At 71.5% G+C, this 25,719-nt stretch carries 23 protein-coding genes; 15 read left to right on the forward strand and 8 right to left on the reverse strand.

Annotated features, from left to right (window positions below):
• Window positions 1–4 precede the first annotated feature (4 nt).
• The 9 genes from F0U47_RS00265 to F0U47_RS00305 are packed head-to-tail and all read left to right on the forward strand — an operon-like array spanning window position 5 to window position 11,503.
• The gene (locus tag F0U47_RS00265) at window positions 5–1,324 is read left to right on the forward strand and encodes an aromatic ring-hydroxylating oxygenase subunit alpha (RefSeq protein WP_246159342.1); all 1,320 of its coding nucleotides are present in this window, start codon (window positions 5–7) and stop codon (window positions 1,322–1,324) included.
• 27 nt (window positions 1,325–1,351) lie between these two features.
• On the forward strand, window positions 1,352–2,494 hold the full coding sequence (locus F0U47_RS00270; RefSeq protein WP_149748319.1) for an FAD-binding oxidoreductase: 1,143 nt from the start codon (window positions 1,352–1,354) through the stop codon (window positions 2,492–2,494).
• Window positions 2,495–2,542: 48 nt separating this feature from the next.
• Entirely contained in the window at window positions 2,543–3,757 is a 1,215-nt protein-coding gene (gene fdhA, locus F0U47_RS00275) for a formaldehyde dehydrogenase, glutathione-independent (protein ID WP_149748320.1), read from the forward strand.
• A 15-nt stretch (window positions 3,758–3,772) separates the two neighbouring features.
• Window positions 3,773–5,056: a serine hydroxymethyltransferase gene (gene glyA, locus F0U47_RS00280; protein WP_149748321.1), complete on the forward strand. Its 1,284-nt coding sequence runs from the start codon at window positions 3,773–3,775 to the stop codon at window positions 5,054–5,056.
• A complete protein-coding gene (locus F0U47_RS00285) occupies window positions 5,056–6,273 on the forward strand; it encodes a sarcosine oxidase subunit beta family protein (RefSeq protein WP_149748322.1) in 1,218 nt (405 codons plus the stop codon). The genes glyA and F0U47_RS00285 overlap by 1 nt, the downstream gene beginning before the upstream one ends.
• 26 nt (window positions 6,274–6,299) lie before the next feature.
• Entirely contained in the window at window positions 6,300–6,608 is a 309-nt protein-coding gene (locus F0U47_RS00290; RefSeq protein WP_149748323.1) for a sarcosine oxidase subunit delta, read from the forward strand.
• Window positions 6,605–9,505 (forward strand): sarcosine oxidase subunit alpha family protein, encoded by a 2,901-nt coding sequence (locus tag F0U47_RS00295; RefSeq protein WP_149748324.1) that lies wholly within the window; start codon window positions 6,605–6,607, stop codon window positions 9,503–9,505. The genes F0U47_RS00290 and F0U47_RS00295 overlap by 4 nt, the downstream gene beginning before the upstream one ends.
• Window positions 9,498–10,133: a sarcosine oxidase subunit gamma gene (locus F0U47_RS00300; protein WP_149748325.1), complete on the forward strand. Its 636-nt coding sequence runs from the start codon at window positions 9,498–9,500 to the stop codon at window positions 10,131–10,133. Before F0U47_RS00295 ends, F0U47_RS00300 begins: the two co-directional genes overlap by 8 nt.
• Window positions 10,133–11,503, forward strand: a complete 1,371-nt coding sequence (locus F0U47_RS00305) for an L-serine ammonia-lyase (RefSeq protein WP_149748326.1) — start codon at window positions 10,133–10,135, stop codon at window positions 11,501–11,503. The genes F0U47_RS00300 and F0U47_RS00305 overlap by 1 nt, the downstream gene beginning before the upstream one ends.
• A gap of 75 nt (window positions 11,504–11,578) precedes the next feature.
• On the opposite strand, the gene F0U47_RS00310 is transcribed toward F0U47_RS00305, so the two are convergent.
• Complete coding sequence (locus F0U47_RS00310; RefSeq protein WP_149748327.1) at window positions 11,579–13,369, reverse strand: BCCT family transporter; 1,791 nt, start codon at window positions 13,367–13,369, stop codon at window positions 11,579–11,581.
• A gap of 189 nt (window positions 13,370–13,558) precedes the next feature.
• On the opposite strand from F0U47_RS00310, the gene F0U47_RS00315 reads away from it, so the two are divergent.
• Window positions 13,559–13,960 (forward strand): hypothetical protein, encoded by a 402-nt coding sequence (locus F0U47_RS00315; protein ID WP_149748328.1) that lies wholly within the window; start codon window positions 13,559–13,561, stop codon window positions 13,958–13,960.
• Window positions 13,961–13,984: 24 nt separating this feature from the next.
• Here F0U47_RS00315 and F0U47_RS00320 read toward each other — a convergent pair whose 3' ends face one another.
• The 3 genes from F0U47_RS00320 to F0U47_RS00330 are packed head-to-tail and all read right to left on the reverse strand — an operon-like array spanning window position 13,985 to window position 17,913.
• Window positions 13,985–15,307 (reverse strand): DUF2252 domain-containing protein, encoded by a 1,323-nt coding sequence (locus F0U47_RS00320; protein WP_149748329.1) that lies wholly within the window; start codon window positions 15,305–15,307, stop codon window positions 13,985–13,987.
• A 49-nt stretch (window positions 15,308–15,356) separates the two neighbouring features.
• The gene (locus F0U47_RS00325) at window positions 15,357–16,814 is read right to left on the reverse strand and encodes a phospholipase D family protein (protein ID WP_246159343.1); all 1,458 of its coding nucleotides are present in this window, start codon (window positions 16,812–16,814) and stop codon (window positions 15,357–15,359) included.
• A gap of 58 nt (window positions 16,815–16,872) precedes the next feature.
• A complete protein-coding gene (locus F0U47_RS00330) occupies window positions 16,873–17,913 on the reverse strand; it encodes a GGDEF domain-containing protein (RefSeq protein ID WP_149748331.1) in 1,041 nt (346 codons plus the stop codon).
• 206 nt (window positions 17,914–18,119) lie between these two features.
• Between F0U47_RS00330 and F0U47_RS00335 the strand changes: the two genes are divergently transcribed.
• Window positions 18,120–18,953, forward strand: coding sequence for a calcium-binding protein (locus tag F0U47_RS00335; protein WP_149748332.1), 834 nt, complete (start codon window positions 18,120–18,122; stop codon window positions 18,951–18,953).
• A gap of 12 nt (window positions 18,954–18,965) precedes the next feature.
• On the opposite strand, the gene F0U47_RS20930 is transcribed toward F0U47_RS00335, so the two are convergent.
• A complete protein-coding gene (locus F0U47_RS20930; protein WP_188111103.1) occupies window positions 18,966–19,985 on the reverse strand; it encodes a hypothetical protein in 1,020 nt (339 codons plus the stop codon).
• Window positions 19,986–20,020: 35 nt separating this feature from the next.
• Window positions 20,021–20,920 (reverse strand): MerR family transcriptional regulator, encoded by a 900-nt coding sequence (locus F0U47_RS00345; RefSeq protein WP_149748333.1) that lies wholly within the window; start codon window positions 20,918–20,920, stop codon window positions 20,021–20,023.
• A gap of 82 nt (window positions 20,921–21,002) precedes the next feature.
• Here F0U47_RS00345 and F0U47_RS00350 point away from each other — a divergent pair, with 82 nt between their 5' ends.
• The 4 genes from F0U47_RS00350 to F0U47_RS20940 are packed head-to-tail and all read left to right on the forward strand — an operon-like array spanning window position 21,003 to window position 24,914.
• Window positions 21,003–22,364, forward strand: coding sequence for a cryptochrome/photolyase family protein (locus F0U47_RS00350; RefSeq protein ID WP_149748334.1), 1,362 nt, complete (start codon window positions 21,003–21,005; stop codon window positions 22,362–22,364).
• Window positions 22,361–23,257, forward strand: coding sequence for an NAD(P)H-binding protein (locus F0U47_RS00355; protein WP_149748335.1), 897 nt, complete (start codon window positions 22,361–22,363; stop codon window positions 23,255–23,257). Before F0U47_RS00350 ends, F0U47_RS00355 begins: the two co-directional genes overlap by 4 nt.
• Window positions 23,258–23,268: 11 nt before the next feature.
• Window positions 23,269–24,006: a CPBP family intramembrane glutamic endopeptidase gene (locus F0U47_RS20935; RefSeq protein WP_223162606.1), complete on the forward strand. Its 738-nt coding sequence runs from the start codon at window positions 23,269–23,271 to the stop codon at window positions 24,004–24,006.
• Entirely contained in the window at window positions 24,003–24,914 is a 912-nt protein-coding gene (locus tag F0U47_RS20940; protein ID WP_188111104.1) for a catalase, read from the forward strand. The genes F0U47_RS20935 and F0U47_RS20940 overlap by 4 nt, the downstream gene beginning before the upstream one ends.
• Here the strand turns inward: F0U47_RS20940 and F0U47_RS00365 are convergent.
• Window positions 24,911–25,318, reverse strand: coding sequence for an STAS domain-containing protein (locus tag F0U47_RS00365; RefSeq protein ID WP_149748337.1), 408 nt, complete (start codon window positions 25,316–25,318; stop codon window positions 24,911–24,913). The genes F0U47_RS20940 and F0U47_RS00365 overlap by 4 nt on opposite strands.
• Window positions 25,315–25,668, reverse strand: a complete 354-nt coding sequence (locus F0U47_RS00370) for an ANTAR domain-containing protein (RefSeq protein ID WP_149748338.1) — start codon at window positions 25,666–25,668, stop codon at window positions 25,315–25,317. Before F0U47_RS00370 ends, F0U47_RS00365 begins: the two co-directional genes overlap by 4 nt.
• Window positions 25,669–25,719: the final 51 nt, after the last annotated feature.

Consider the following 25,719-nt stretch of genomic DNA (forward strand, 5'->3'; position numbering starts at 1 on the left):
CCCCGTGAGTTTCAAGACCGCCCCCGCGGCCAACATGGCCGAGATCGCCGCCATGGTCGAGCGCCGTGAGGTGGGCTACAGCCTGGAGTCCGCCTTCTACGCCAGCGAGGAGGTCTACGACCTGGACGTGAAGGCGATCTTCGGCCAGCACTGGCTCTTCGTCGCCACGGAGGCCGAGATCCCGGAGGCGGGTGACTTCGTCACGGTCGAGATCGGCACCCAGTCGCTGATCATCGTCCGCGACGACGACGAGGAGGTCCGCGCGCTGCGCAACGTCTGCCGCCACCGCGGCTCGCGTCTCCTCGAGGAGCCGTGTGGTGCGATCGGCAACCTGGTCTGCCCCTATCACCAGTGGACCTACCGCGCGGACGGCGAGCTGGTGTACGCCGAGAGCCAGTCGCCCTCCTTCGACAAGAGCAAGTTCGGCCTCAAGCAGGTCCACGTGCGCACGGTCGGCGGCCTGATCTTCGTCTGCCTCGCCGACGAGCCGCCGGCGGACTTCGACGAGGTCGCCTCGGTGATCGAGCCCTACCTCAAGTCCTACCGCCTCAAGGAGGCGAAGGTCGCCCACCAGACCGACCTGGTCGAGGAGGGCAACTGGAAGCTCGTCATGGAGAACAACCGCGAGTGCCACCACTGCGACGCTTCCCACCCGGAGCTGATCACGTCGTACTTCCCGTTCCTTCGGTACGACGAGTCCGACATCACGCCGCGCCTCCAGCCGCTCTACGAGCGCTACCTGAAGGCGACCGAGGACCTTGACAACGTCTGCAAGACCAACGGCGTCCCGCGGGAGCTGGTCCACGAGCTCGACACCCGCGAGACCGGCTTCATGATCATGCGCCTTCCGCTGGACGGTGACGGTGCCTCGTTCGGCATCGACGGCGCCCAGGTCTGCCAGAAGCTGATCGGCGACTCGCCCACCCCGAAGTTCGGTGACCTCTCCCTGCACATGCAGCCGAACTCATGGTTCCACTTCCTCAGCGACCACGTGATCGTCTTCAGCGTCCTGCCGATCGCTCCGGACAAGTCGATGGTCCGCACGACGTGGCTGGTCCACCCGGATGCCGTCGAGGGCGAGGACTACACCATCGAGGGGCTGACCAGTGTCTGGAAGGCCACCAACGACCAGGACCGCGCGCTGGTCGAGAAGGCCCAGCGCGGCGTCACCGACCCGAGCTACGTGCCCGGTCCCTACGCGCTGGTCGAGGACGACGTCGAGTCGTTCATCAACTGGTACGTCGGGCGGCTCCGCGACTACCTCGAGCCGCACCGCGAGAGCGCCGAGCGGCTCGGTCATCTCAACGCGGTCGCGGCCCAGTAGTCACCTGATCTCCGGGAGGAGAAAGAAATGTCGTCCACCCAGGCACTCGAGAGCCTCGTGCCGTCCCTGCAGTCTGCGGTCTGCTGGGCGGACGAGGACCAGGCCGTGCTGGTGTGCACTGCGGTCAGCGACGTCACCCACGACGTCAAGAACTTCGTGTTCGAGCCCGAGGGCGACCGGCTCTTCGAGTTCGACGCGGGTCAGTTCCTGACCCTGATGCTCGACATCGACGGCACCCGGGTGAACCGGTGCTACACGATCTCCTCGCCGCCGACCCGCCCGAACCGCATCGCCATCACGGTGAAGCGGGTCGTGGGCGGCAAGGTCTCCAACTGGGTCCACGACAACATCGTGCCCGGCAGCAAGGTCACCGCACTGGCGCCGCTCGGTGCCTTCACGCTCACCAGCCGGCCGACGGAGAAGCTCCTCTTCCTCTCCGCGGGCAGCGGCATCACCCCGCTGATGTCGATGCTGCGGACGCTCTACGACCTCGGGTCCGACGCCGATGTCGTCTTCCTGCACAGCGCGCGCACGCCGAGCGACATCGTCTTCCGCAGCGAGCTCGCGGCCATCGAGACGCTCATGCCCAACCTCCGGGTCGTGCACGTCTGCGAGGCCGACTACCCGTCGGAGCGCTGGGGCGGCATGCGGGGACGTCTCTCGCCGACCATGCTCCACACGATCGTCCCCGACCTGCTCGAGCGGACCATCTTCAACTGCGGCCCGGTGCCGTACATGGACGCCGTACGCCGGATCCTCGGTGAGCTCGACTACGACCTCGGCAGGTACCACGAGGAGAGCTTCACCTTCGACGACCCGGCCGTGCCGGGTGCGACGCCGCCTCCCGACGGGGTCGCCTACGAGGACATCGCCGTCGCGTCGCCGCCCGCCGGCGACGACGGGGTGGCGACGTACTCCGTCGAGTTCACCAAGAGTGGCCGCACGATCACGTGTCGCGCGGACGAGAACGTGCTCGACGTGGCGCTCGCCGCCGGCGTGCGCCTCGCGTCGTCCTGCAGCCAGGGGATGTGCGGCACCTGCAAGATCCCCAAGCTCTCCGGCGAGGTGGAGATGAACCACAACGGCGGCATCCGCCCCCGCGAGATCGCCGCCGGAAAGATCCTCGCCTGCTGTTCCAAGCCGCTCAGCGACCTCTCGCTCGACGCCTGATCGCGCCAGTAGCGCACCCCCTCACCCGAACAAGAATGGAGTCACCCCATGGCTGACAACCGAGTCGTCGTCTACGCGGGACCTGGCAAGGTCGCGATCGAGAACACCGAGTTCCCCAAGCTGGAGATCCCGCAAGAGGTCGCCCAGGGGCTCGGCATCAAGCAGGCCGCCCCGCACGCCGTGATCCTCAAGCTCGTCACCACCAACATCTGCGGCAGCGACCAGCACATGGTCCGTGGCCGCACGACGGCACCCGTGGGCCAGTCCCTGGGCCACGAGATCACCGGCGAGATCGTCGAGATCGGTGACGACGTCCTCTTCCACCAGGTCGGCGACATCTGCTCCGTGCCGTTCAACATCGCCTGCGGTCGTTGCCGGATGTGCAACGAGGGCAAGACCGGCATCTGCCTCAACGTGAACCCGGCGCGCGCCGGCGCGGCGTACGGCTACGTCGACATGGGCGGCTGGGTCGGCGGCCAGGCGGAGTACGTGATGATCCCGTTCGCCGACTTCAACCTGCTGAAGTTCCCGGACCGTGACGCGGCGCTGGAGAAGATCCTCGACCTCACGATGCTGTCGGACATCTTCCCGACCGGCTACCACGGCGCCTACACCGCCGGCGTCACCACCGGCTCCACGGTGTACGTCGCCGGCGCCGGCCCGGTGGGCCTCGCCGCGGCGTACTCGGCCCAGCTCCTGGGTGCGTCGACCGTCATCGTCGGCGACATGAACGCCGACCGTCTCGCGCAGGCCAAGAGCTTCGGCTGTGAGATCGCGGACCTGTCCACCGGCGACTCGCTGGCGGACATCATCGACGACATCCTCGGCGAGCCCGAGGTCGACGCTGCCGTCGACGCCGTCGGCTTCGAGGCGCGCGGCCACGGCAAGGACGCCGCCGAGGCGCCGGCCACGGTGCTCAACGACATCATGAACGTGTCGCGTGCCGGTGCCTCGCTCGGCATCCCCGGCCTCTACGTGACCGGCGACCCGGGCGCGGTGGACGACGCCGCGAAGGTGGGCCAGATCGGCGTGCGGCTGGGCCTCGGCTGGGCCAAGTCCCACACCTTCGTCACCGGCCAGTGCCCGGTGAAGCAGTACAACCGCCAGCTGATGAACCTGATCCTGGCCGACAAGGCGCACATCGCGAAGGCCGTGAACGCCACCACGATCAGCCTCGACGACGCCGCGCAGGGTTACGCCGCGTTCGACAAGGGTGCAGCGCAGAAGTTCGTCATCGACCCGCACGGCATGGTCCGGGCCTGACCCATGGGAGATCTCATGACTTCGCACTCCGTCCTCGACCGCACCCTCGCCGACTTCGACCCCGAGGTCGCCGAGCAGATCGAGCGTGAGCTGGTCCGCCAGCAGAGCACCCTGGAGATGATCGCCTCGGAGAACTTCGCGCCGCGGTCGGTCATGGAGGCCCAGGGCTCGGTCCTGACCAACAAGTACGCCGAGGGCTACCCGGGCCGGCGCTACTACGGCGGCTGCGAGAACGTCGACGTCGTCGAGCAGCTCGCGATCGACCGGATCAAGGAGCTCTTCGGAGCCGAGGCCGCCAACGTGCAGCCGCACTCCGGCGCCCAGGCGAACGCCGCGGCGATGTTCGCCCTGCTGGACCCGGGCGACACCATCCTCGGCCTCGACCTGGCCCACGGCGGTCACCTCACCCACGGCATGCGGATCAACTTCTCCGGCAAGCTCTACAACGTCGTGGCCTACCAGGTCTCGCCGGACGACTTCCGGATCGACATGGCCGAGGTCGAGCGCCTCGCCGTCGAGCACAAGCCGAAGCTGATCATCGCCGGCTGGTCGGCGTACCCGCGCCAGCTGGACTTCGCGGAGTTCCGCCGGATCGCCGACAAGGTCGGTGCCTACCTCATGGTCGACATGGCCCACTTCGCCGGTTTGGTCGCGACCGGCCTGCACCCGAGCCCGGTCCCGCACGCCGACGTCGTCACCACGACCACCCACAAGACCCTCGGTGGACCGCGCGGTGGCGTGATCCTGAGCAAGCAGGCGCTGGCCAAGAAGATCAACTCCGCGGTCTTCCCCGGCCAGCAGGGTGGCCCGCTGGAGCATGTGATCGCTGCGAAGGCGGTCGCGTTCAAGATGGCCGCGGAGCCGGCATTCAAGGACCGTCAGCAGCGCACCCTCGAGGGTGCGCGGATCATCGCCGAGCGGCTCTCGCAGCCGGACGTCGCCGAGGCGGGCATCTCCGTGCTCTCCGGCGGCACCGACGTGCACCTGGTCCTGGTCGACCTGCGCCACTCCGAGCTCGACGGCCAGCAGGGCGAGGACCGCCTGCACGCGGTCGGGATCACGGTGAACCGCAACGCCGTGCCGTTCGACCCGCGTCCGCCGATGGTCTCCTCGGGCCTGCGGATCGGCACCCCCGCCCTGGCCACCCGCGGCTTCGACGCCGGGGCGTTCGAGGAGGTCGCCGACATCATCGCGGCCACCCTCGCCGGGGCCGGTGAAGGGGACGACCTCGCCGCGCTGCGCAGCCGGGTCGAGGCCCTCGCCTCGAAGTTCCCGCTCTACCCGACCCTGGAGGACTGATGGCCAAGCTGCTTCCGGAGCACCCGGCCTGGCTGTGGCGGGACCCCGACCCGAAGTCGTCGTACGACGCGGTCGTGGTCGGTGGCGGCGGCCACGGTCTCGCGACCGCCTACTACCTGGCCAAGAACCACGGCATGACCAACATCGCCGTGCTGGAGAAGGGGTGGCTCGCGGGCGGCAACATGGCCCGCAACACGACCATCATCCGGTCCAACTACCTGTGGGACGAGAGCGCGGCGATCTACGAGTTCTCGCTGAAGCAGTGGGAGCAGCTGCCGGCCGAGCTGGACTACGACTTCCTGTTCAGCCAGCGCGGGGTCCTCAACCTGGCGCACACGCTCCAGGACGTCCGTGAGGCCACCCGGCGGATCAACGCCAACCGGCTCAACCGGGTCGACGCGGAATGGCTGGAGCCCGACGAGGTGGCGAAGGTCTGCCCGATCGTCAACGTCTCGCAGGACGTGCGCTACCCGGTCCTCGGTGCGACCTTCCAGCCGCGCGCGGGCATCGCGAAGCACGACCACGTGGCGTGGGCCTTCGCCAGGGCCTGCGACGCGATGGGCGTCGACATCATCCAGAACTGCGAGGTCACCGGCTTCGTCAAGGACGGCGACCGCGTCGTCGGCGTCGAGACCACCCGCGGCCGGATCAACGCCGGCAGCGTCGGTCTGGTGGCCGCCGGCCACAGCACCGTGCTGGCGGAGAAGGCGGGCTTCCGGCTCCCCGTGCAGTCCCACCCCCTGCAGGCGCTGGTCTCCGAGCTCTACGAGCCGGTCCACCCGACGGTGGTCATGTCCAACCACGTCCACGTCTACGTGTCCCAGGCCCACAAGGGCGAGCTGGTGATGGGCGCCGGCGTGGACGCCTACAACGGCTACGGTCAGCGCGGCTCCTTCCACGTGATCGAGCACCAGATGGCCGCGGCTCTCGAGCTGTTCCCCATCTTCGGGCGCGCGCACCTGCTGCGCACGTGGGGCGGCATCGTCGACGTCTCGCCCGACGCCTCCCCGATCATCGGCCCGACCCCGCTGGAGAACCTCTACATCAACTGCGGGTGGGGCACCGGTGGGTTCAAGGCGACACCCGGCGCCGGCTGGGCGATGGCCCACACCATGGCGACCGGCGAGCCCCACGACCTCAACCGTGCGTTCGGGCTGGAGCGGTTCGTCTCCGGTGCGCTCATCGACGAGCACGGCGCCGCTGCCGTGGCCCACTGACCTTCAAGACCGAGGAGCTGCTCACGATGATGCTGCTGACCTGCCCGTGGTGTGGCCCGCGGGACGAGACCGAGTACCACTACGGCGGCCAGGCCCACGTGGCCTACCCCGAGAACCCCAGCGACCTGTCGGACGAGGAGTGGGCGGACTACCTGTTCTTCCGCGACAACCCCAAGGGCCCGTTCGCCGAGCGGTGGTCCCACAGCGCGGGCTGCCGTCGGTGGTTCAACGTCGTCCGTGACACCGCGACCTACCAGGTCCTGAAGGTCTACACCAACGCCGACGACCCGCTTCCCGTGGTCGGCTCCAGCGCAGAAGCAGGAGGCTCCCGATGAGCAGCCAGTCCCACCGCCTCCCCACCGGAGGGCGGATCGACCGCGACCGGGTCCTGACGTTCTCCGTGGACGGGGTGGACTACACCGGCCACCCCGGCGACACCGTCGCCTCCGCGCTGCTGGCCAACGGCCGGGTGAGCGTCGGCGACTCCATCTACCGGCGCCGGCCCCGCGGCATCATGGCGGCTGGCGTCGAGGAGCCCAACGCGCTGCTCCAGGTCGGCGGCGACTGCCCCGAGCCGATGGTCCCCGCGACCACGCGCGAGCTGGTCGACGGGTTCACCGCGTCCACGCTGAGCGGGCTCGGTGTCCTCGACCCGCTGCCCGACGACGCGGTCTACGACAAGAAGTTCGTCCACGCCGACGTCCTCGTCATCGGCGGAGGCTCCGCCGGCCTCGCCGCAGCGCTGTCCGCTGCCCGGTCCGACGCGCGCGTCGTGCTGATCGACGAGCAGCCCGAGCTCGGTGGCTCGCTGCTGGCGAGCCGGCGCGAGCTGGTCGACGGCATGCCTGCCCTGCACTGGGTCGCGTCGGCCGCGGCCACGCTCGACGCGGCCCCCGAGGTCACGGTGCTCAACCGCACCGTCGCGTTCGGCTCGTACGACGCCAACTACGTGCTGGCCGTGCAGAACCGCACCGACCACCTCGACGGCGCCACTCCGACGGGGGTCTCGCGGCAGCGGGTCTGGCACATCCGGGCCCGTCAGGTGGTGCTGGCGACCGGCGCCCACGAGCGCCCGCTGGTGTTCGCCGGCAACGACCGTCCCGGCGTGATGCTGGCCGGCGCCGTCCGGACCTACATCAACCGGTACGCCGTCAGGCCGGGCGACCGCGCGGTCGTCGCGACCACCAACGACAGCGCCTACGACACCGTCGACGACCTGCTCGCAGCCGATGTCGACGTCGCCGCCGTGCTCGACGCCCGCGACGTGCTCTCCGGGCGCGCTGCCGAGATCGCCGCGCACGGCGTACGGGTGATCCCGTCCAGCACCGTGCAGGACACCGACGGCGACCCGAGCACCGGCCGGCTGACCCGGGTCCACGTCGGGACCCTCGGCGACGACGGCGCGGCCACCTCGTGGGAGAGCCTGGACTGCGACCTGCTGGCCGTCGCGGGCGGCTGGAGCCCGGTGGTCCACCTGCACAGCCAGCGCAACGGAAAGCTGCGCTGGGACGACCGCCTGGCCGCCTTCGTCCCCGACGGCACCGTCGAGGACCAGCAGGTCGTGGGAGCGGCCGCTGGGACCCCCACCCTGGACGCCTGCCTCCAGCAGGGCGCGGTCGCCGGAGCCGAGGCCGCACGCCGGGCCGGCTTCCCGACGAGCCCACTGAGCATCGGCGGGTCCGCGCCGCTGGCGGAGGCCGGCGAGGTCCGCCAGCTCTGGCTGGTCCCCGGGCGCGACGGCGACCCCGGCGAGTGGGACCAGCACTTCGTCGACCTGCAGCGCGACCAGACCGTGGCCGACGTGTGGCGGGCCACCGGCGCCGGCATGCGCAGCGTCGAGCACGTCAAGCGCTACACGTCCATCGGCACCGCCCACGACCAGGGCAAGACCTCCGGCGTCAACGCGATCGGAGTGATCGCGGCGGCGCTCGGCGGGCCCGGCGGGCCCGGCGTGGGAGAGATCGGTACGACGACCTACCGCGCGCCGTACGCGCCGGTGTCGTTCGCCGCTCTCGCCGGTCGCGAGCGGGGCAACCTGTTCGACGCCGAGCGCACCACGCCGATGCACCCCTGGCACGTCGAGCACGGCGCGGTCTTCGAGATCGTCGGCCAGTGGCTGCGGCCGCGCCACTACCCGCAGCCCGGTGAGGACATGGACGCCGCCGTCGCCCGCGAGTGCCGGGCGGCCCGCACCGGCGTCGCCATGATGGACGCCTCCACCCTCGGGAAGATCGAGGTCCAGGGACCTGACGCCAGCGAGTTCCTCAACCGGGTCTACACCAACGCGTTCAAGAAGCTCCCGGTCGGCTCGGCGCGCTACGGCGTCATGTGCAAGCCCGACGGGATGATCTTCGACGACGGTGTCACCCTGCGCCTGGCCGACGACCGCTACTTCATGACCACCACCACCGGCGGGGCCGCAGGCGTCCTGGACTGGCTGGAGGAGTGGCTGCAGACGGAGTGGCCCGAGCTCGACGTCTACTGCACCTCGGTCACCGAGCAGTGGTCGACCATCGCCGTCGTCGGTCCGCAGTCCCGCGAGGTCATCGCGCGGGTCGCGCCCGACCTCGACGTCAGCAACGAGGCGTTCCCGTTCATGACGTTCCAGGAGACGACGCTCGCCTCCGGCGTGCCGGCGCGGATCTGCCGGATCTCGTTCTCCGGTGAGCTCGCGTTCGAGGTCAACGTGGCCGGCTGGTACGGCCTCGCCGTGTGGGAGCAGATCCACAAGGCGGGCCAGGACCTCGGCATCACGGCCTACGGCACCGAGGCGATGCACGTGCTGCGGGCCGAGAAGGGCTACCCGATCGTGGGCCAGGACACCGACGGCACGGTGACCCCGCAGGACGCGGGGATGGAGTGGATCGTGTCCAAGCAGAAGGACTTCATCGGTCGCCGGTCGTTCTCCCGGATCGACACCCAGCGACCCGACCGCAAGCACATGGTCGGTCTGCTGCCGGTCGATCGCAGGACCGTCCTCCCCGAGGGCGCCCAGCTCGTCGCGCCGGGGACGGTGGTCGACGAAGGCCCGGACCCGGTGCCGATGCTGGGTCACGTCACCTCGAGCTACCACAGCGAAGCGTTGGAGCGCCCGTTCGCCCTCGCGCTCGTCGCGGGCGGCCGGGACCGGATCGGCGAGCGACTGCTCGCGCCGATCGGTGACGACCTGGTCGAGGTCGAGGTGGCCTCGCCCGTTCTCTACGACCCCGAAGGGACGAAGCGCGATGGCTGAGCTGACTGGGCTGACCCAGGACTTGATCGGGATGCGCCGCAGCCCGCTGGCCGGCATGGCCCGCGAGCTGATGGAGAGGGCCGTCACCGGCGAGCGCAACGTGCGGGTGTCGGAGTGGCGGTTCACGACGATGGTGAGCCTGCGCGTCGATCCCGCGTCGTCTGCTGCGGAGGAGCTGGAGGGAGTGCTCGGCACCACGCTGCCCCGCACCTCCGGTGAGGTCAGCAGCCACGGCCAGCACAGCGTGCTCTGGCTGGGACCCGACGAGTGGCTCGTGGTCTCGCAGATGTCGCCCGCCGTACTCGTCGCGGCGCTCCTGGAGAGCGTGGGCGACGCGCACGCGGCGGTCGTCGACGTGTCGGCGAACCGCACCGTGGTGGAGCTGCGGGGTGCGGCCGCACGCGCCGTGCTCGAGAAGGGCTGCCCGCTCGACCTCCACCCGCGGTCCTTCGGCCCCGGCCAGGCGGTCAGCACGACCCTGGCGCGGATCCCGCTCGTCCTGTGGCAGGTCGGCCCGGACAGCTACCGGCTGCTGCCGCGGTCGTCGTTCGCCGAGTACGTCGCCCGGTGGCTGGTGGACGCCTCGCAAGAGTTCGCCTCCACCTTCCGGGACGGTGGGCGCAGCTAGTGACGCTCTCCGCCTTCGACCTCTACTCCGTCGGCATCGGGCCGTCCTCGTCCCACACGGTGGGGCCGATGCGCGCGGCCAAGCGGTTCGCCGACAGCCTGGCCGACGCGGGACGGCTGTCCGACGTCGTGCGCGTGCGTGCGGAGCTCTTCGGCTCGCTCGGCGCCACCGGCCACGGGCACGGCTCTCCGAAGGCGGTCGTCCTCGGGCTCGAGGGGGAGGACCCCGCGACGACGGACCCCGACCGCGCGGACGGCCGGCTGGAGGAGATCAGGAGCAGCGGTGAGCTGCTCCTGGACGGCACCACGTCGATCAGGTTCGACGTCGACTCCGACCTGGTCATGCACCGCCGCAAGAGCCTGCCGGCGCACCCCAACGGCATGACGTTCGCGGCGTACGACGCCGCCGACGCCGAGATCGCCAGCAGCACCTTCTACTCCGTCGGTGGCGGTTTCGTCGTCGACGAGGCCGCCACCGGGGCCGACCGGGTCGTCCTCGACGACACCCCGGTCAAGTTCCCGTTCTCCACCGGCGCCGAGCTCCTCGACATCTGTGCGCGCGAGCAGCTCTCCATCAGCGACGTCATGCTCGCCAACGAGCAGTCGTGGCGCAGCGAGTCGGAGATCCGCGACGGGCTGCTGCACCTGTGGTCGGTGATGGCCGAGTGCATCCAGAACGGCTTCCACCGGGAGGGCGTCCTTCCCGGCGGCCTCCGGGTCCCGCGGCGGGCCCCGGCCCTCTACCGCGACCTCACCGCGCAGGGCGACGCCGACCCGCTCCACGTCGTCGACTGGGTCAACCTCTACGCCCTCGCGGTCAACGAGGAGAACGCCTCGGGGGGCCGCATCGTCACCGCGCCCACCAACGGCGCGGCCGGCATCATCCCCGCCGTCCTCCACTACTACGTCCGCTTCGTCCCCGGAGCCGACGACGACGGCATCGTCCGGTTCCTGCTCACCGCTGCCGCGGTCGGGATCCTCTTCAAGACCAACGCGTCGATCTCCGGCGCCGAGGTCGGCTGCCAGGGAGAGGTCGGCTCGGCCTGCTCGATGGCGGCCGGGGGGCTCGCCGAGGTGCTCGGCGCCGACCCGCGCCAGGTGGAGAACGCCGCCGAGATCGGCATCGAGCACAACCTGGGCCTCACCTGCGACCCGGTCGGCGGCCTCGTGCAGATCCCCTGCATCGAGCGCAACGCCCTGGCCTCGATCAAGGCGATCAACGCCGCCCGCCTCGCCATCAACGGCGACGGCACGCACAAGGTCAGCCTGGACAAGGCGATCAAGACCATGCGGGACACCGGTGCCGACATGAAGACGAAGTACAAGGAGACCGCCCGCGGCGGTCTCGCCGTCAACGTCATCGAGTGCTGATCCCCGCCGGCCTCGGTAACGAGAAGAACTCCGGCCGTGCGCTCTCGCGCACGGCCGGAGTCGTTGTGCCGGGAGCTACGCGCGGGTGTCGTCGTTCCCGTTCTTGCCGGTGCCGCACTCGACGCTGAGGGCGAAGTCGTCACCGTGCTCGGTGACCCCGGCGATCACCGCCTGGGAGACCGCCTCCTCGGCGTACCTGCGGCGCACCATCAGCGGGTCCTTGCGCAGGTCCTTCACCAGGGCCACCGCGAGTCCGACCATCACCACGACGAACGGCAGCGCGGCCACGATGGTGATCGTCTGCAGGCCGCTGAGCGCGTCGGGTCCTCCGACCAGCAACATCACCGCCGCGGAGGCGCCGGTCGCGACACCCCAGAAGACCACGTTGGGCCGGCTGGGTTCCTGGGTGCCCTTCTGGGAGAGCGTGCCCATCACGATCGAGGCCGCGTCCGCGCCCGAGACGAAGAAGATCGAGACCAGCACCATGACCAGGATCGACGTGGCCGTCGCGAGCGGGAAGGACTCCAGCGTGGTGAACAGCCGCGACTCCAGCCCGGTGGCACCGGCGATGTCGGTGCCGTTCAGCTGGAGGTCCATGGCCGCGCCACCGAGGACGCAGAACCAGACGACGCTCACCAGGCTCGGGACCACCAGCACGCCGGTGACGAACTGCCGGATGGTGCGACCACGGGAGATGCGGGCGATGAACATGCCGACGAACGGCGTCCAGGACAGCCACCACGCCCAGTAGAAGACCGTCCAGCTCTCGAGCCACTCCTGGGTCTCGGCCCCCTCGGCACCGGTGCGTGCCGACATCTCGGGAAGTGTCTGCACGTAGCTGCCGATCGACGTCGGGAGCAGGTCGAGCATGAAGACCGACGGGCCGACGACGAACAGGAAGAGGGCGAGGAGGACCGCCAGCACCATGTTGGTGTTGGAGAGCCACTGGATGCCCCTGGCGACACCGGAGACGGCGGAGACGACGAAGGCCGCCGTGAGTACGGCGATGATGCCGATGAGCACCGCGTTGCCCGTCGTGCCGATGCCGGCGACGATCTCCAGGCCGGTCCGGATCTGGAGAGCTCCGAGGCCCAGCGAGGTCGCGGAGCCGAACAGGGTCGCGAAGATCGCGAAGATGTCGATCAGCTTGCCGAGACCGCCGTTCGCGCGCTTGCCGAGGAGCGGCTCGAACGCGGACGAGATCAGCTGCAGGCGCCCCTTGCGGTAGACGCCGTAGGCGATCGCGAGACCGACGACGGCGTAGAGCGCCCACGGGTGCAACGTCCAGTGGAAGAGCGTGGTCGCCATCGCGTTCTGGACCGCGTCGGGGTTGCCGGCCTCGCCGGTGCCCGGCGGAGGGGTGGTCAGGTGCGAGATGGGCTCGGCCACGCCGTAGAACATCAGGCCGATGCCCATGCCGGCGCTGAACATCATGGCGATCCAGGAGACGGTCCGGAACTCCGGCTCCTCGTCGTCACGACCGAGCGGGATGGTGCCGTAGCGGCTCGCCGCCAGCCAGATGACGAAGACGACGAACGAGCTCGACGTGAGCACGAAGAGCCAGCCGGCGTTGCCCATCACCCAGCCCAGCGCGTCGCCCGAGGCACTGCTCAGGGAGCTGGTGCTGATCATTCCCCAGGCGAGGAACGCGAGCGCGACGGCCGCGCTGACCCCGAAGACGATCCTGTCCAGCCCGCCCTGCTCGCCCCGAGCCGCCTCGGGCTCGACATCGAGCGCCGGGTGGGGGATCGGGTCCCCTGCGGGCGACTTCAACGCGTCCTCGACGGCGTCGTGCACCGCCTTCCCAGTCGTCCGGCCGTCCGGTGCCGGTGGTCGGCGGCTCGGGGTCTCGGGTGTCGTTGTCATTGCTGGTGTCCCTTCGAGGGGTCGTCGTGCGCCCGGGCGTACCTAGGACCATAGACATTTGTTGTGACAGACGCAACAGAGTGCTTATCGTGCAACAGAGATTTGACTTTCAGGTGGCCGTCTCCGCCACTGGGACCGAGCCCGGAGTCTGGTCCGAGCGGGCGAGGGTATCGGTGCGCTGTGAGTCTGATGGCGGAAGTGCTCCTTGCCAGCGGTGTCGCGTTGGACCTCGTGGGTGCCGGAGTCCTTGCCCACGCGCACAACGCCGAGTCGATCGTCGAACTGCGCGAGGAGGTCGGTCAAGAGGGCTCTGCGGTAGGGGAGCCGGACGCGCTCTCCACCCACGCCCAGCTGCTGGCGGAGAAGCGGATCGGCTTCCTGCTGCTGACCCTCGGCTTGAGCGTCTACCTCTGCGGCATCGTCCTGAAGAGCCCCGAGGGGGAGGCGGTGATGGCGCCCATCGCGGTGGGTGTCGTGCTGGCGGGGCTGGTGGCGAGCGTCGTCTTCACCCGCGTGGCCCGGTCGCGGATCCGCGAGCAGGCGCGGCGGGACCCCCAGCCGGAGCACTCGGACGAGCTTCCCGAGCAGTAGCTCGTCGCCGGAGCGGCGGAGGCGTCAGGTCGCGGACAGGCCGGCGATCTCCCCGGCGCGGAACGCGTCGACGAACAGAGCGTGGTCGCGACGGACGGTCCCGGCGTACGCCATGGCGAAGTCGACCAGGTCCCCGACGAACTCCTGCTCCTGGTCGCCGATGACGTCGAGGATGGCCTCCTCGGTCTGGAACTCGACGAGCTCCTCGTCGCTGTCCTCGTCGGAGGCGCAGTGCACCTTCGCCGTGGCTCGGCCCAGGTCCTCGAGCAGCGGCGCCATCTCGTCGGGCTCGGTGATGTCGCTCCAGTCCAGGTCGGTCTCGTACGGCGACAGCTCGGCGACGACGAAGCCGGCGTCGTCGATGGTGGTCCAGCCGAGGAACTGGTCGGTGTGGGCCTGGAGGGCACGCTGGCTCACGACCGTGCGATGCCCGTCGTGCTCGAAGAAGTCGTGGATCCGCTTGTCCTGCACCACCTGGCTGGCGGCGGGGCGGTTGCCCAGCTTCATGCTGAGGACGATGTCGTTCTCGAGAGCCTGGTTGAACCCCTCGATGAGCACGTTGTAGGCCGGCAGCCCGGCGCTGCCGATCCCGAAGCCGGTGCTCGCGACGACGTCCTTCACGTCGTAGAAGACCGTCCGGCCGGAACGCTTCCTCGGAGGGATCGTCTCGAGGTAGCGGTCGAAGGCGGCGAGCACCATGGACCGCTCCGAGGCGTTGAGGTGCCGCGCGGTGGCATCGTCCACGAACCGACGCTCGTGGTCGGACACGACCGTCATCGACTCGAGCAGGCCGATCCGGGTCTGCGCCCGCGCGGCGTGGAGCACGGCGTGCACGGCCCCCTCGGTGTTGTCGAGCCGCAGGGCGAACTCGTCGAGGTCGTCCTCGGTCTCGGCGTACCGACGGACCTGGTCGACGTAGGCACGGAGGTAGGCCGCGGCCAGGTCGCGCACCTCGTCCTCGGGGAGTGCCTTCTGCCAGCCCATCAGCGCGAGGCTGGCGACGAAGCGGCGCAGGTCCCAGGAGAAGTGGCCGAGGTAGGCCTCGTCGAAGTCGTTGACGTCGAAGACGAGCAGGCCCTCGGCGTTCATGTAGGTGCCGAAGTTCTCGGCGTGCAGGTCGCCGTGGATCCACACCCGTGACGTCCGTTCGTCGGCCCACCGGTCGTCGAGGTCGGCCAGGTCCGCGTAGAACAGGCACGCCGACCCCCGGTAGAAGGCGAACGGGTCGGCCGCCATCTTGCGGAACTTCGTCCGGAAGCCGCGCGGGTCGGTCCGGAGCAGGTCGTCGAAGGCCTGGGCGAGGACGTCGATGACCTGCTGGCGCCGCGCCGCCTCTCGTTTGCTCACCCGCTCAGCCTAGGCCGGGGACGATGAGCGGGCCGGGCGCGTACTTTCCTCAGAAGCGGGTCGTGCCGCGCAGGCCCCGGGGCCTGCCGTCGGGGTCGTAGAGCGTGCGGTACGCCGCGCCGGCCCACAGCCGGGTCCGCGCCGGGAGCGCAGTCGGGACGTGCCGGCTGATGCGGCTGTCCGGAGCGCCCACCCGCTCCGCCCAGAGGTCCATCGCCCGGTCCAGGTCCGACAGCCGCGGGTCGTCCTCCGGGAGGCCGAGGTGCTCGGCCCACAGCGTGGCCCGGGTGCTGCGCGGCAGCTCGTCGTCGGGGTCGACGACCGCGCACGTGAGCTCCGAGTCGTGGGTCCAGGAGCGCAGGTTGAGGTTGTCGGACCCGATCGTCATCCAGTGGTCGTCGACCACGCACACCTTCGCGTGCACGTAGATCGGCGTCCCGGCGGCGTTCTCCAGGTCGAACATCGCGAACCGGTCCCCGCCCGCGTCGTGGAGCGCCTCCCACGCCAGTCGCTGCCCGTAGATCATCGGGGGCCCGCTGACGCGGCTGTCCTCTTCGGGATAGCGGGGAACGACGGCGATCACCCGCAGCTCGGGTTGACGTCGCAGCGCCTCGGCCAGCGCGTCGGCCACGACGGCGGACCAGAAGTACTGGTCCTCGATGTAGATCAGCCGTCGGGCGCGCTCGAACGCGCGCGAGTACCCCCGCGCGATGGTGCGGTCGCCCTCGGGCGCGAAGGGGTACGCCGGCCGCTTGGCCGGGTAGGTGCGCAGGAGCTGCACCTGGTGCCGGCCGACCTCGGGAGGCGGGTCCCAGCGTTCCGGCAGCTGCTCGGGGTGCCGCGGCATCCGGACCATCCGGTGGAGGACCGCCCGGTAGGGGTTGCGGTGGTCGAGCGGCGTCGGATCGTCCCAGCGCTCCGCGAACGTGTCGAGGACATGGGCGACCGCGGGCCCGCGGATCTCCGCCATCGCGTCGTGCCAGGGCGGGGTCGGGCCGTACCGCTTGTCCAGCGGCGGCGCCTGGGGATCTCCGGCGTGGTCGGCGTCGTCACGACGACCGTGGCAGAGGTCGATGCCGCCGACGAACGCCACGTCCTCCTCCGGCCGGCCCTTCCGTCGTACGACGAACAGCTTCTGGTGGTGGGAGCCGCCGCGGCGCACCCGCTCGTCGAGGAGGGCCTCGCCGCCGCTCTCGTTGATGACGGCGCCGAGGTGGTCGTTCTCCTCGGAGTTGAGCTTGCCGGGGTGCGAGCGCCACAGCAGCGCCCGGACCTCGACGCCGCGCCGCGACGCCGACTCCACGAGCTCCCCGACGGTGGGGCCGTCGTCGGTCATCTTCTCGTCCACGTCGCCGCGCCAGTCGGTCAGGAAGATCCGGTCCCCGGGCTCGGTCGCGCCGACGACCTCCAGCAGGCGAGCGAAGTAATTGGCTCCGTGGATGTGCGGCACCACGATGTTGCCCGAGGTCCAGCTGCGCTCCTCGGTGGGAAGGAACCAGTCGCTCACCTGCTCAGGCTCGCAGCAACGGTGCGGATCGTCCACGACCCCGGGCCGGGGTGGCGTGTCATACCCCCTCCACGTCCTTCGCCGGTGCCTCGGCGACGGCGACGCGGCCACGGCCGGTCTTCTTGGCCTTGTAGAGCGCGCGGTCCGCTGCGGAGTACAGCCTGCGGAGATCGGTCGCGTGGCTGGGTGCGTGTGCCAGGCCCACGCTGATCGTCACCTGGAGACCCTCGGACTCCGCGAGGGAGAACGTGTGGACACGGACGTCCGCCAGCATCTCCTCCGCGCGGGTCTCCGCGTCCTCGCGGGAGCAGGCCGGGAGCAGGACCGCGATCTCGTCACCGCCGAGCCGGCAGACGACGTCGCCGCGACGCGTCCGGCTGACGAGCAGCTCCGCAAGCTGGACCAGCACCTCGTCGCCCGCGGGATGGCCGTACTGGTCGTTGATCGACTTGAAGTGGTCGACGTCGAGCAGGATCAGCGAGGTGCCCTCCTCGCTGCTGGCACCGGACAGCGCCGAGGTGGCGGCCTCGTCGAACACCCGGCGGGTCACCAGGCCGGTGAGGGAGTCGACCGCCGCCATCTGCTCGAGCTGGGCCACCAGCCTCGCCTGGCGCTCGCTGGTGATGGTCAGGAGCACCGAGACCGTGATCAGCGCGGCTCCGACGTAGCCGCCGTCGACGACCGCCTGCTGCAGCGGCAGCTGTGCTCCGACGACGATCAGCTCACCGGCCAGCGCCGCTGCGGTCATCACCGCCGAGCCGGCCGGCCGGAGCTGCGAGGCGCCGTACAGGATCGGGAACACGAAGAAGATCTGGGCCGCGACCGTCGCGTCGTTCGTCATCAGGTCCAGCACGACGATCGTGGCGACCGCCAGCAACGGGCCGGCCACCCACGCGACCGTGTTGGCCCGCGGGTCGTAGCGCGCCGCGACGCAGAGGAGCACGACCGCGGTCAGCATCGCGGTCCCGGTGACCAGCTCGGCGACCCCGGGCTGGCTCGTCGCGGACTGGAAGGGAGAGAGAACCAGCGTCACGACGGCGGCAACGGCGCAGAGCGCGATCACGGAACGAGCGGCTGCGCGGTGGTCCCGAGGCTGCATGCAGTCGAGAGCGTTCATCGTGCGTCCAACGACACCAGGTCCGTTGGGGACACGCCATCGAAACCAGGAATCGATAACGACCGGGACCAAGGTCCCACTGCTTGGCCGGTGGCGGATAGTGCGTCCGGGCCATGCCCGCCGCGTCGGTCGGCCAGGAAAGCCCGAAAGCGCCACGGACTGGCCCGCGCGGCCCCGACCATGGTCCGGTGCCACGTCTCCGACCTGCCCGCTCGACGGCCGCGCTCGCCGCGCTCGCCGTGGCCGGCGCCGTCCTGGCGCCGGGCGCGGCCGTCGGTGGGGACACCCCTCCGAACGGTGCGGGCACGGCGGGACCGCCGTACGAGTACGACACCGCGCTGATGGGGCAGTACGCCTTCATCCCGCTGCCGGACCAGGCGATGGTGACCCGCTCCGACCGCGGCTACGTGTTCCGTGCCGGCCAGCAGGACAGCCGGCTGGTCGTCACGCTCGAGGGCGGGCGGCTGCGGTTCGCCGACAGCGGGACCGAGCGGTTCAAGCGGCTCGGCCGTGGCTGCCGCGAGGAGGCCGTCGAGGTCGGCGTGGCCGCGACCTGCCGGGTGCCGAGCTGGGTCACGACCGACCAGCCGCTGCTCCTGGAGGTGTGGCCACGGCTCGGCGACGACCATCTCGACGCATCGACCCTGCCGGCGACCTTCGCGATGACCATGCTCGGCGACGCCGGCCACGACGTGGCGATGTTCGGCGCCGGACCCGACTTCTTCAACGGGTTCACCGGGAACGACCAGGTGTGGGGCGGCGACGGCAACGACTGGATCCGCACCGGCGACGGCGCCGACGAGGTGTGGGGCGGCGGAGGCGACGACCAGATGGTGGGCACCGACGGCAAGGACCGGTTCTACGGCGAGGACGGCGACGACCTGCTCGGTGGGGGAGCGGGCGACGACGGGCTCGACGGCGGCCCCGGTTCGGACCTCCTGCGCTGCGAGGGCGGCCGCGACACGGTCCGGACGGATGGCGCCGATCGCTTGCGCAACTGCGAGACGGTCGACCGCGGCTGATCCGGCTCCCGGTCAGCCCAGCAGCGCGGCGACCTCCGGCGAGGAGTAGAACGGCTCGAGCCGCGACCGCAGCAGCCGCTCCAGGTCGCCCGAGGCGTCGAGGAGGTCGACGACGCCGGGCGCGAGCCGGACGATGTCGTCCCGGACGTCTGCGCGGTCGACGTCGAGCTGCTCGAGGAGCTCGGTGGCGGTGTAGCCGCCGAACCGGTCGATGAACCCGTCGACGAGCACGTCCGCGAGCTCGGCGGCGTGCTTGCTGGCGAGCGCGGTGGTGGTGAGCTCGTGGACGGCGTTGACGACCTCGTCGAGCTCCTCACGACTGGCGTGCCGGTCGAGGCCGGCCAGCGGCTCAGCGGCGACGACGTCCCAGGCCTGCAGGATCGCCTCGCGGGTCGTCGGGTCCTGCATCGTCTCGACGATGATCCGGGTGAGGCGTCGTACGGCGAACGCCCCGCTCTTCCCGACCGTGTCACCGAGCAGCCCCTCGAACTGCCGGTCGGCCGCGCCGACCACCCTGGCCGCCGTGCTCGTCCCGAAGGACATCAGGGTGCCGAGGCCGGGCACCTTGTCGGCCACCGCCTTGTTGGCCTGCAGCACCTCGCCGACGATCCGGCCCATGAACCGGGACGCGACCATCCCGATCAGCGGGCTGTCGGCCAGCCGGGAGAGGCTGCGGTCGACCGCCGGGCTGAGGGCCAGCAGCGCGTCGACGAGCACGGCGACCTGGTCACGGTCGACGAGGTCCCCCAGCGGGAAGGGCTCGGCCGGCCCCTCGTGGACGACGTCGAGCAGCAGCTCGATGACGCCGCTCACCGCGGCGCTGCGCGGCACGGTCGTCAGCGCCCGGACCACGACCTCCTTCACCGCCTCGTGGTCCACCAGGTCGGCGATCTGGTGACCGCCGGCCGCGTCGAGCAGCTCGTCGGTGAGGGCGGCGGCGTTGGCACGCAGGTTGTCGCCGCGGAGCTGGTCGAGGTGGTAGGCCACCTGGGCGTCGAGCAGCTGCTGGGCGAGAGGCGGGGTCGGGGACACACGGGAACCCTAGGGAAGCGCGGCCAGGAGCGCTGTCATGCATCCCACACCGATGGGGGCGGTTGCTGACGGCCGAGCTCGCGAGCGAGCAGAGCAGCCCCGGGGCCGACCTCGTGCCCGAGTCGGAGGCAGCCGGCCGGCGCCCGGTCCTGGGCTGCGCCGCCGACGGCGACGAGGAGGCCGGGGCGACGTGCCCCCAGCGCCTCCACAGCCGCTTCGGTCGCGGCGGCGTCCGCCTCCATCGGCACGGCCAGCACGGCGGCCGCGGCGGGGTGCGACGCGACGGCGGTGGCCCAGTCGCTGACGGGCACGTCGGCGCCGAGGTAGGTGGTCGCCAGGCCGGCTCGGCGGGCGGCGGCAGCGAAGGCGAGGATCCCCAGCTCGTGACGCGACCCCGGAGGGAGCCCGATCACGACCGTGGGCGCGCCCGGGTTGCTGCCGGCGGCGTCGTAGGCGGCAGCGAGGCGGCGTGCGACGCCGTGGGCGACCAGGTGCTCCCCGGCGACCGACACCCGGCCGGTCTCCCAGCCGGTGCCGAGGTCGCGCAGGGCGGGGAGCAGCCACGCGTCGGCGACGGACTCGAAGGACGCGGCGCTGAACCGGCGGTCGAGCAGCCTCGTCAGGCCGGGGGCGTCGAACGTCTCCGCGGCCCTGACGAGGGCCTCCGCGTCGCTCGCGTCGTCCGCCGCCGGCTCGGGGTCCCGCGCGGGGCCGCTCGCCATCCGCTGGCGGGTCTCCTCGGCGGCGGCGCGCACCGACCAGCCGGCCGCGACGAGCGACTGCATGAGGCTGAGCGCCCGGACGGCGCGGTCGTCGTACAGGCGGTAGCCGGCCTCGGTACGCCGGGCCGCGCCGACGCCGTACCTGCTCTCCCACGCCCGCAGGGTCGAGGTGCTCACCCCGACCTGCTCCGCCGCCCGCTTGATCGTGTACATCCGCTTCCCGATCGAACCTTTGACAAACCTTACACAAAGACTCTACCGTCGGGGAGGTGACGAAGCGAGGGGTGACGGGCCGATGACGGCGGTCCTCTGGCTGCGCCGTGACCTCCGGCTCCACGACCAACCCGCTCTCACCGCCGCGGCGGAGGAGGGTCCGGTGCTGCCGCTCTTCGTCCGGGACCCCGGCCTCGCCGGGGCAGGCGACGCACGCCGCGACCGGCTCGAGGCGTCGCTGGCGGCCTACGCCGAGGCGAGCGACGGTGCGCTCGTGGTGCGGACCGGTGACCCCCGGGAGGTCGTGTCCGCCGTGGCCGCGGAGGTCGGCGCGCGAAGCGTGCACGTCACCGGCGAGTTCACGCCCTACGCCCGCCGCCGGGACCGGGCGGTCGCCGACCGGCTCCGAGACGCAGGAGTCCCGATGGTGGCGTCCGGGACGCCGTACGCCGTGCGGCCGGGCACGCTGCGGACCGCCAAGGGTGCGCCGTACCAGGTCTTCACGCCGTTCGCGCGGGCCTGGCGCGACCACGGTGCCCCGGACCCGGTCGAGCGGCCGCGCGCCGTGCGCTGGTGCCGCCGAGCCGAGGGCGAGGGGCTCGACGCCGGCCTGCTGGAACGCGGCCGTTCGGACGCCGTCGGCGAGGAGGCCGCCCTGGAGAGGTGGCGGCAGTTCCTCGAGGGCGGTCTGGCGGCCTACGCCGACCAGCGTGACCGTCCCGACGTGGACGGGACGAGCCGGTTGTCGGTCCACCTCAAGCACGGCGAGATCCACCCCCGGACCGTGCTCGCCGACCTGCGGCGGGCGACCCGCCGACGCGCCGACGGCGCCCGGTCGCTCACGACCGAGCTGGCGTGGCGCGAGTTCTACGCCGACGTGCTGTGGCACCGCCCCGACACCGCCTGGGGCGACCTCCGCGACGACCTGACCGGTCTGCGGTACGACGACGAGGCCGATGCCGACACGCTGGTCGACGCCTGGCGGAGGGGACGCACCGGCTTCCCCCTCGTGGACGCCGGCATGCGGCAGCTGCTGGAGACGGGCTGGATGCACAACCGGGTCCGCATGGTCACCGCGAGCTTCCTGGTCAAGGACCTGCACGTGTGGTGGCCGGTGGGCGCGCGCTACTTCCTCGACCACCTCGTCGACGGCGACCTCGCCTCCAACAACCACGGCTGGCAGTGGGTGGCCGGGACCGGCACCGACGCGGCGCCGTACTTCCGGGTCTTCAACCCGGTCACCCAGGGGAAGCGGTTCGACCCCGAGGGTCGCTACGTCCGCCGGTGGGTCCCCGAGCTCGCGCACCTCGCGGGAGCCGCCGCCCACGAGCCGTGGCGTCACGACGACGGGTACGCCGCGGGCTACCCACACCGGATCGTGGACCACGACGAGGAGCGGCGCGACGCCCTCGACCGCTACGACCGGGCGCGGGGCCGGCGATGAGCACGCCTGTGGTCCTGGTCGCCGGTGGCACCGGCTTCGTCGGCCGGCGCCTCGTCCGGGACCTCGCCGACGACGGCCGGGACGTGCGCGTGATGACCCGCCGGCCCGGCGACCACGACGGACCCGGCACCCCCGTCGGCGGCGACGTCTCGCGCCCCGACTCGCTGGAAGAGGCGTTCGACGGCGTCACTGCGGCCTACTACCTGGTGCACTCCCTCGGCTCGTCGGACTTCGAGGCCCGGGACGCGGCCGCGGCGAGAGCGTTCGGGGAGGCGGCCGCGGCGGCGGGAGTCCGCCAGATCATCTACCTCGGCGGCCTCGGCGACGACGACGACGACCTGTCGGCGCACCTGCGGAGCCGCCGGGAGGTCGAGAGCCTGCTCGGCGCGGCAGGCGTCCCGGTCACCGTGCTGCGGGCCGGGATCATCGTCGGGCACGGCGGGATCTCCTGGGAGATGACCCGCCAGCTGGTCGAGCACCTCCCCGCCATGGTCACCCCGCGGTGGGTCCGCACCCGGACCCAGCCGATCGCCATCGCCGACGTGGTGCGCTACCTGATCGGCGTCCTCGACAACCCCGACGCCGTGGGCCGGACCTTCGAGATCGGCGGTCCCGAGGTCCTCGCCTACGTCGACATGCTCAAGCGGGTGGCCGCCATCGAGGGCCGTGCCCTGCCGGTGGTGCAGGTCCCGCTCCTCAGCCCGGGGCTGTCATCGCGCTGGCTCGCGCTCGTCACCGACGTGGACGTGCGCGCCGGGCGCACCCTGGTGGACTCGATGGTCAACGAGGTCGTCGTCCGCGACCCGTCGATCCGCGACGTCCTGCCGTTCGAGACGACGGGCTACGACGACGCGGTCCGGACCGCGCTGGACGAGCGACGGGAGAGCGGGTGAGGCGGGCGACGGTGCGCGAGCGCCTCCGCGGTGCGCTGCCGATGCCGTTGAGCCACATCGTGGTCGAGCACGCCGACACCCGTGAGGAGCGGCGGCGGCGGCGCCGGGTGGTCGCGGTGACCTCGCTCCTCGGCGCCGGCCTGCTCGGAGGGTCGCTGTCGAGGCGTCCCGGCTCGCGGTCGTTCTACGTCTCGACAGCGGCCCTGGCCGGGGTGTGGGCGACCGGGGGACTGGCCGCCGGCCGGCTGCACCTCGGCTGGATCGAGTCGCGCGACTCCACTCTGCGACGCCCAGTGGCGGTCCCTGCGGCGACGGGCGTGGCAGCGTTCGGCGTGTTCTACGGCGGCGCGCTCGTCGTACGCCGGATCCCGACGCTGGACGCCGCCCTCGCCGACGTCCTCAGGTTCGCCGAGGAGGGCGACGGCCGGCTGGTGCTGCTGACGACGTTGGCCAACGGCCTCGCGGAGGAGGTCTTCTTCCGCGGCGCGCTGTACGCCGCTCTCGGCGACCGCGGGAGGGTCGCCGGGTCCACCGCGGTCTACACCATCGCCACCGTCACCACCCGGAACCCCGCGCTCGTGCTCGCCGCGGCGGCGATGGGCACGCTGTTCGGGCTCCAGCGCCGGGCCACCGGCGGCCTGCAGGCGCCGACCATCACCCACCTGGTCTGGTCGGCCCTCATGCTGCGCTTCCTTCCCCGGCCGCCTGCTTCCCACGCCGACGCGCAGTCCCTATCGTCAGCGCGGTGAGCGCCCTCTCTCCCGCAGCGGCCGTCGACCGGCTGCGTGCCGCGTTCGGGCGGCCGGCCGAGCGCGACACCGACCACCGCACCCTCCACGCCAAGGGCGGGTTCTACGCCGGCACCTTCACGGCGACGCCACGGGCTGCCGCGCTGAGCACGGCCGGCCACCTGCAGGGCGGCGAGGTCCCGATCCTGGTCCGGTGGTCCAACGGCGGCGGCAACCCGCGGGGGTCCGACAAGGCCCCGGACGTCCGCGGGATGGCGGTGTCGTTCACGCTGCCCGACGGCACGGTGACCGACCTCCTCGCGCAGACGGCGCCGCGCTTCGTCGTACGGACGCCGGAGGCGTTCGTCGCGTTCACCGAGGCCGCCCGGAACCCCCGCCGGATGCCGGGCTTCCTGGTGCGGCACCCCGACGCGATCGTGCCGCTGCTCGTGAACGCCAGGGCGAAGGCGCTCGTCCCGCCGAGGTCGTACGCCGTCGCGACCTACCACGCCGTGCACGCCTACCAGTGGCTCGCCGCGGACGGCACGGCCACCTGGGTGCGCTACACCCTGCGGCCGGGGTCGTCGACCGACCCGGACGGGACGTACGACGGCCGCGACCGCCTGCGCGAGGAGATCGCCGCGCGGCTGGCCGCCGGGCCCGTGACGTTCACCCTCGAGGTGCAGGTCGCCGGCGCCGGGGACGACCCGCACGACCCGATGTCGGTGTGGAAGTCGCGCGACGTCTTCGACGCCGGGACCCTCATCGTCACCGGCGTCGCCGAGGACCCGGAGACCGACGGGGGCGTCGTGGTCTTCGACCCGACCCGGGTCGTGGACGGCATCGAGCTGTCCGACGACCCGATCCTGCTGTTCCGCCCGCTGGCGTACGCCGAGTCGGTGAAGCGCCGCCCCGGTCAGACCAGCTAGCGCAGGTCCGGCGCAGGCCGCACGAGGTGCCGCGCGACGCCGGTGATCTCCATCAGCCTCGTCACCGGGTGCGGCGGGTGGTAGAGCAGGAGCTGCTTGCCGGCCGCCGCCAGGGTGGACGCACATGCCTCGATGGCCCGCAGTCCGGCGACGTCGCAGAACCGGACGCCCGCCAGGTCGAGCACCACCAGGTCCGCAGGGCACGCCGTGGCGGCGATCGCGTCGAGGGCGTCGGTGAGCAGGTGCAGGGAGTCGAGGTCGAGCTCGCCGGCGAGGCGGACGGTGGGCAGGTTCGGGATGAAGCGGATCCGGACGTCGAGGACGGACGCGAGCTCGGGGACGCCGGGGGAGACCGGCTCGCCGGGCGCCGTGAACTCGAGGTCGTACCGGTCCCGGACGGTCATTGGACGGGCCTGAGTCGTGGTCGCGGCCGGGCGGCCGAGCTCGGCGGCAGCGGCAACCGGATGCCGTCCAGCCGGCCGACGGCCGCCTCGACGTGGCTGCGGACGGCGTCGTCCCACTCGCGTGAGTCGTCGCCCATGCACACCGCGTGGACCAGGATCTGGGCGACGTTCACGACCGTCGCGTCCGTCTCCCTGGCCCAGTCGCGGAGGACGTCGAAGGCCTGCTCGGAGTTGATCCGGTAGAGGAGGATCAGCACGCCCTTGGCCTGCTCGACCAGAGCGCGGTGGTGGACGGCGCGCCGGAGCGGGCCGTTGTGGACCAGAGAGAGGTGGGGGCTGCTAGCCGGCATGGGAGCTCCGTCCTGAGCCGAGTGCCCGATGTGCGAGGTGTTCTTCGCCGG

The sequence above is a fragment of the Nocardioides antri genome (assembly GCF_008373765.1).
In the GTDB taxonomy this organism is placed as follows: Bacteria; Actinomycetota; Actinomycetes; order Propionibacteriales; family Nocardioidaceae; genus Nocardioides; species Nocardioides antri.

Bases quoted from the DNA above. Each gene is read 5' to 3' on its own strand.
- fdhA (WP_149748320.1), top strand. From the start codon at position 2,543: ATGGCTGACAACCGAGTCGTCGTCTACGCGGGACCTGGCAAGGTCGCG.
- F0U47_RS00365 (WP_149748337.1), bottom strand. From the start codon at position 25,318: ATGACCGTCCGGGACCGGTACGACCTCGAGTTCACGGCGCCCGGCGAG.
- F0U47_RS00300 (WP_149748325.1), top strand. From the start codon at position 9,498: ATGGCTGAGCTGACTGGGCTGACCCAGGACTTGATCGGGATGCGCCGC.
- F0U47_RS00370 (WP_149748338.1), bottom strand. From the start codon at position 25,668: ATGCCGGCTAGCAGCCCCCACCTCTCTCTGGTCCACAACGGCCCGCTC.
- glyA (WP_149748321.1), top strand. From the start codon at position 3,773: ATGACTTCGCACTCCGTCCTCGACCGCACCCTCGCCGACTTCGACCCC.
- F0U47_RS00345 (WP_149748333.1), bottom strand. From the start codon at position 20,920: ATGTACACGATCAAGCGGGCGGCGGAGCAGGTCGGGGTGAGCACCTCG.
- F0U47_RS00315 (WP_149748328.1), top strand. From the start codon at position 13,559: ATGGCGGAAGTGCTCCTTGCCAGCGGTGTCGCGTTGGACCTCGTGGGT.
- F0U47_RS00350 (WP_149748334.1), top strand. From the start codon at position 21,003: ATGACGGCGGTCCTCTGGCTGCGCCGTGACCTCCGGCTCCACGACCAA.
- F0U47_RS00270 (WP_149748319.1), top strand. From the start codon at position 1,352: ATGTCGTCCACCCAGGCACTCGAGAGCCTCGTGCCGTCCCTGCAGTCT.
- F0U47_RS00310 (WP_149748327.1), bottom strand. From the start codon at position 13,369: ATGACAACGACACCCGAGACCCCGAGCCGCCGACCACCGGCACCGGAC.
- F0U47_RS00355 (WP_149748335.1), top strand. From the start codon at position 22,361: ATGAGCACGCCTGTGGTCCTGGTCGCCGGTGGCACCGGCTTCGTCGGC.
- F0U47_RS00295 (WP_149748324.1), top strand. From the start codon at position 6,605: ATGAGCAGCCAGTCCCACCGCCTCCCCACCGGAGGGCGGATCGACCGC.
- F0U47_RS00290 (WP_149748323.1), top strand. From the start codon at position 6,300: ATGATGCTGCTGACCTGCCCGTGGTGTGGCCCGCGGGACGAGACCGAG.
- F0U47_RS00285 (WP_149748322.1), top strand. From the start codon at position 5,056: ATGGCCAAGCTGCTTCCGGAGCACCCGGCCTGGCTGTGGCGGGACCCC.
- F0U47_RS00330 (WP_149748331.1), bottom strand. From the start codon at position 17,913: ATGCAGCCTCGGGACCACCGCGCAGCCGCTCGTTCCGTGATCGCGCTC.